General features: G+C 54.8%; 4 protein-coding genes. 1 reads left to right on the top strand and 3 read right to left on the bottom strand.

Translation table 11 applies throughout. From position 1 onward, the window contains the following. On the bottom strand, positions 1–644 hold a 644-nt coding region (locus C9413_RS27065; RefSeq protein ID WP_170251152.1), incomplete at its 3' end, for a DEAD/DEAH box helicase family protein. Positions 645–1075: 431 nt separating this feature from the next. On the opposite strand from C9413_RS27065, the gene C9413_RS27060 reads away from it, so the two are divergent. Further along, positions 1076–2086: a hypothetical protein gene (locus C9413_RS27060; protein ID WP_170251151.1), complete on the top strand. Its 1011-nt coding sequence runs from the start codon at positions 1076–1078 to the stop codon at positions 2084–2086. A 218-nt stretch (positions 2087–2304) separates the two neighbouring features. On the opposite strand, the gene C9413_RS27055 is transcribed toward C9413_RS27060, so the two are convergent. Together C9413_RS27055 and C9413_RS27050 are read right to left on the bottom strand one after the other, a co-directional pair. Continuing rightward, positions 2305–4008, bottom strand: coding sequence for an AAA domain-containing protein (locus tag C9413_RS27055; protein ID WP_082046532.1), 1704 nt, complete (start codon positions 4006–4008; stop codon positions 2305–2307). A gap of 603 nt (positions 4009–4611) precedes the next feature. Further along, positions 4612–5368: aminotransferase class I/II-fold pyridoxal phosphate-dependent enzyme (locus C9413_RS27050; RefSeq protein ID WP_210263625.1), on the bottom strand; the 757-nt coding region annotated here is incomplete at its 5' end.

Genomic DNA, 5368 nt, shown 5'->3' with positions numbered 1-5368 from the left:
TTGCGGCCGGCTTTCCAGAGACGCCAGATGATCTGGAAAGCCGTGTAGGTCTTGCCCGTCCCCGTCGCCATGACCAGCAGTACGCGATCCTGCCCCTTGGCGATTGCCTCGATTGCCGCATTGATCGCGTTGACCTGATAGTAACGCGGGGCCTTGCCGCTGCCATCGTCGTAATAATCCTGCAGGACCAGCGCTTCTGCGGAACTGTCCAGTCCCTTCCATGCGCTGTAAAGACGCCACAGCTCTTCCGGTGACGGAAACTGGTCGAGCAGGAGATTTTCTTCCTTCTGTCCGCGTAGGCCCGTGCGATCGTGAAAGACAAAGCCATCGCCATTTGAGGAAAATACGAAGGGGATAGCCAGCGTTTCCGCATAGTCCAGTCCCTGTTGCAGCCCGTCGCCGACCGCGTGCTTATTATCCTTCGCCTCGATAAGGGCAATTGGGATGTTGGGCTTGTAGTAGAGAACGACGTCCGCTTTCTTCGCGGTTCCTCGGGCGACGAGTTTGCCGCGCACGGTGATGCGCCCCTTGGTGAAGAACACCTCCTCGCGGACCTGCAGCATCGTGTCCCAACCGGCGTGCTTGACGGCAGGCAGGATGAACTTCGTGCAGATATCGCGTTCCGTCAAAGAGCGCTTGTCCATAAAATGCGTTTCCCCGGCAGTCCATTCGTCAAGCAATATGAATAGTGTTCCGCGTCGTGTTGCAACCCTGAGCTAATCAGACTTCACCAGCAGTTAATGTCCCCAGTTGCGGCAGGCCCGAGGTTAGCATGGCCGGCAAGGCAGCGCGGCAATACGCGCGTGTACTTGATCGATGTTGTCAAGAAGCTGCTGACGACCCCACAAATTGCTAAAGGCGGCGCGAATGAGGACATTGACATGGGTGCCTGCGTGAAGCTCTATTCTAACGCGTCGATCTCATCTGCGCGGCCGGCACGGGTAGAATGTGGTGCAAGAAATCAACCGCATCGGGAACGGCTTGGAGGGTTGGGAGCTAAGATCGCGGAGGAGCCGTGTCTCGGGGAAAGAAAAGAAGGCGTAACTCAAAATCATTGTCGACGAAGAGAGTCGGCTTGCAGATGTCGCCCGAGAAGGCATTAGCAATTCGAGTCAGAAGGGTGCTCACCAAGAAAATTACCGCGCAAAAGGTTCCTAGTCTGTTGGTGCCACCTTCTGATATCAGTAAACAGATACTGGTATTCAAGGAAGGTAAATTCCATCACCTGATCGACAATTTCCTTGTTTTCAGAATGCCGGACAACGCGTTAGGAGTATCGATCCGCAAGGCGGTTTATTCGATCCGGTATTCAGGCGAATATCTCTACATTGATATCTCGGCTGAGCGTATTTCCAAGAGGGAATGCTTAACTGTCGCTCGTACGGCAATCGGTGCCGAGCGCATCCGCATTACTCCATCGCCACCCATCCACTTGTTAGCGCAAGAATTTGCCGAAAACGCACACGGTTTCAAGCTGCGAAAGCTTGCTTCTGAAAACAGACCGCACCCGACGAAATTGGGAAGTGGCAAAGCTCCCGCTAAAACCCGAGGCATGACTTACACGGAACGCTGGTTGAGGCAGTTGAATTTGGCATTCAATCAAACGGCAACAGAACAAGTCCGAAAAAAAGCGCTTGTCCAGCTGGCAAAAATTGAGTCAGAACTGCTCTCCCTTAGTGAAGAATATTTCAAATGGCCCTCAACGGAAGCTCTGAATGGTAGTGGAAGCTTGAACTCATTTGACGCTCCGAAAGACGGAATTCTATCCTTTTTCGGATACCAAGTGGGTCGGGGAAGTGTCCTTACTTCTTCGACGAGGTACGCGATCCTCGACCGGGTATTCACGCTCGTATTGCCTCCTATCCTGCCAAGTTGGCATATGGATTCATGGGGAACACCGGAATCCAGCCGACGGCTACGCAAGATGGCGGAGACAATTGCTGCGCTGGCGCGAAACGCCAAGCACCGGCGAAGTCCTTCATATGATCAGGCCGTCGGTGATTGGGAACAGGACCTGCAACGTCTTCATGACACGCACTACGTCGGTCGCTTTGATTTCGGTTGGCCCGTAACACATACAGTTTGATTGTTCTCTAAAATGACGTGCCCGAAAAGCCCCACCTTAACGCACTCGGCGGCCTCGAAAGCCTGGCGAGCCTCGGCAAGTGCTTTGTGATACGTGCTGTTGTCACGCTTTGGGTTCTCGGCACCGCCTTTAAAAGGGCAGTGAATTCCTGGTTGTTTTCAGCCAATTGTTCACTCCGTTTCTATACGTCGGTACCTCGCTCGGCCATTCAGTGTGCCTCAGTTCAAGCGTTCGATGACTTCGCAGATGCGCTCCAGATAGAGCCGCTTCTCGACCGCATCCGTTCCGGACCTTAGGTATTGCGGCACCTTGTGAAACCATTCTGCAGGGTCAATGACACGCTGTTTGATGAATGTCTCGATCAGACCGTCGCGAAGGATCGAACGGTGCGGTTCCCATTCATCCATTCGAGCCTTTATCTCAGTATCTCGGAAGGCTCTTAACGCGCGGACCGCTTCCTGTTCGGATAGCGAACGATCGCTGTTTAGCAGCTCAAGACCATCATCGGCCCGATCGAGAAGTGCACCGAAATCCAACTGCGAAATGGGTTCTATTGGCTTCGCCGGTGCCGCGACGGGCACGTCCGCAAGAAGCTCCGCAGGTTCGAGAGCCTCGGGCTCATCGACGGTTTGGGCGACCGAAACGGTATAAGTGCCGTGCAGGCGGTAATCCTGGTAGATGGAGGGGGTCTGTCTCCGGATCGCTTCCAGTCGGGTGACGAGTTTGTCTGTCTCGCGATCCGGATTATCGAACCAGTCCGTTGACCATACACGAACAATCTTCCATCCAAGCCCGCCGAGAACCTCCTCGCGCAGACGGTCGCGATCTCGCGCGCTCTTGCTGGAATGGTACCGGGCACCGTCACACTCGACACCGGCCAGAAAAGATTCTGGCGCGTCCGGATTGCGCACACCGATGTCGATCTTGTAGCCAGTCACACCCACCTGCAGGTCGACATGATAACCGCGCAGACGCAGACGTTTCGCAACCTCGACTTCAAAGTCGCTATCGGCATCCTGACTGATGCTTTCGATCGCGCTCTTACCCCGGGATTCCGCATATTCAAGGTAGCGTTTCAGAACATGGACGCCCTCTTTGCTCGTTTCCGTTGGTTTGACGTCTTCCGAACCGAATGAGGTGAACAGCGCGATCCTGATGCGCGCACGCGAGAACAGCACATTCAGGCGGCGATGGCCCTGATTTGTGTTGATAGGACCAAATCGTTGTCTTGGTCTCGTCTGCCCGGGCTCTGGCCCGTAGGTCATCGAAATGAAGATGAAATCGCGCTCATCGCCCTGAACATTCTCCAAGTTCTTCACGAACAGAGGTTCGCCCTTGCGCTCAGCCTTCAGCATGAACTCATCGACCAGTTCATCATTGGCTGCCAGACGCCGCAGGGTCTCGGAAATCAGATCGCGCTGATCGGTATTGACCGCCACGATCCCGAGGGTTGGCATGGACTCCTCGTCCGAACGCGCGAAATGCCGCATAAATTCAATGGCTTCTTCAGAAATCCGCTCGGCTTCGGTCAGGTTCCGCCGCGCCTGGTAAGTGCCATTGGCCCGAAGCAAGTCAACCGAAAACGCCCCGGGCTTCGCAGCCGGGAACGTGATCAGACTGCTTTCGTAAAAGTTCTCGTTCGAGAACCGAATAAGGCTCTCGCAGCGGCTGCGGTAGTGCCACTTCAGGCGGCGGACTTCGTTGAAGACCTTCTGGCAACGCTCAAGTATCGATTCGTCATCAATCTGATCCTCCTCGTCGTCGTCCACGGTTGCCGAGCTATCCGACCTTTCAAAGAAACTGGTCGGGGGAAGCTGCTTGAGATCGGCGCAGTTCCGAACACACTCTCTCCCGCAGAGCTTCCTTTTTTGAGCACTGTTTGATAGGGCGTGCTGTCTAGGTAGTATTCCACCTTCGAGCATGATGGAGCCGAGCTGCTGACGAGTATTTCGGCCGCATAACTCCCCTTGCTGCCCGAAGTGCTTTGGACCCGAATTCGGGCTTTACAGGAACCAACGCGCTTGTCGAAGTTACAGTCGCCAGCGGATTTGCTTGCTTGGTCAGTTTCCTTCGGAACCTTACCATCCATTTCGGCGGTGCAGGCCCACACTCGCTCCATCCATGTGATGTCGGTATAAGGCCCAAACTGGCTTTCGATCTGATTGTAGCAGATGTCGTAGTTATCCGCCCGGGCCGATGTGCTCGCGAGAGGCGTGGCTGCGACAGCCATCCCGATCAGAAACCTGTAAACCGTCTTAATCATGTTCGTCCATCCTCTCGTATAATGCTCGGTCTGTCGGCGGCCCAGCTTGGCACGCAACTCTAAACCGGAGACCGATCTTCGAAAGGAGACTACCGGTGCCAGTGTTTCAGTCATCACACAAATGGAGCAGAGGCTGACTGTAGGAGAGAAGAGTGGTTTGCGACCACTTCGGCCGTGCCCAAAATGTCGGCGGTAGGTACTCGCCTTTGCATCGGTTCCAACGAACGGCGTTGAAGTGGTGATGCCCACATCGCCAGACGGATTAATCGGCGGCGGCCGCAATCAAGGTAGGGTGGCCCCCTAGCCTCTTTTCGACGCTTCCCCTCGCGATATCGGCTCGAGCTTTAAGAGCGCACTCGATGAAGGAGTCGATGTCAGCATGTGAATGATCTGACATCACCTGGAGTCGCCAGCGCGATTGATTTTTAGCGACCGCAGGTGACTCGACAAGATTCACAGCTGCCCCGTTTGTAATCATAAATGATGTCATTGTTCGCGCAGCACTACAATCTCCCACTACAACCGGCACGATGGCGCTCGGTTCGCCAAGCGCCACAAAGCTGTGACGCTTCAACTGCGTCCGAAGATAATCAATGTTGTCGCGAAGTTTGAGGCGGCGGTGCTGACCTTCATCGCTCTCAACGATCCGAAACGCCTCCAGTATCACGGCGGCCTGGATGGGCGTCATCGCGTTTGTGAACGTCTGGGGACCGCAGCAGGCGCGAACGGCGGTGCGAAAGCCGTCAAATTGGGTGGCAACGAAGCCCCCGATCGACGCAAAGGTTTTGGAAAAGGTGCCAAGCAGGACATCAACCTTTCCCACCATATCCTGAAGTTCGAGAATGCCCCTTCCAGTTGGCCCGATGCAGCCAAGATCGTGTGCGCAGTCAACCAGAAGAACTGCGTTGTAAGCGGAACAGATTGCTTGGAGTTCTTTTATGTCAGGGCTATCGCTGTCCATTGAAAACAGCGTCTCCGTAACAACCAGGATTCCCGACGACGGCTCACTAGTCCTGATC

This window comes from Rhizobium sp. SEMIA 4085 (genome assembly GCF_013004495.1).
In the GTDB taxonomy this organism is placed as follows: Bacteria; Pseudomonadota; Alphaproteobacteria; order Rhizobiales; family Rhizobiaceae; genus Rhizobium; species Rhizobium gallicum.
Note: the sequence above shows the minus strand (reverse complement) of the source record. Positions and strands in the feature narration are given on the sequence as shown.

Excerpts from the sequence above, each read along its gene's own strand:
- C9413_RS27055 (WP_082046532.1), bottom strand. The coding sequence starts at position 4,008 with ATGCTCGAAGGTGGAATACTACCTAGACAGCACGCCCTATCAAACAGT.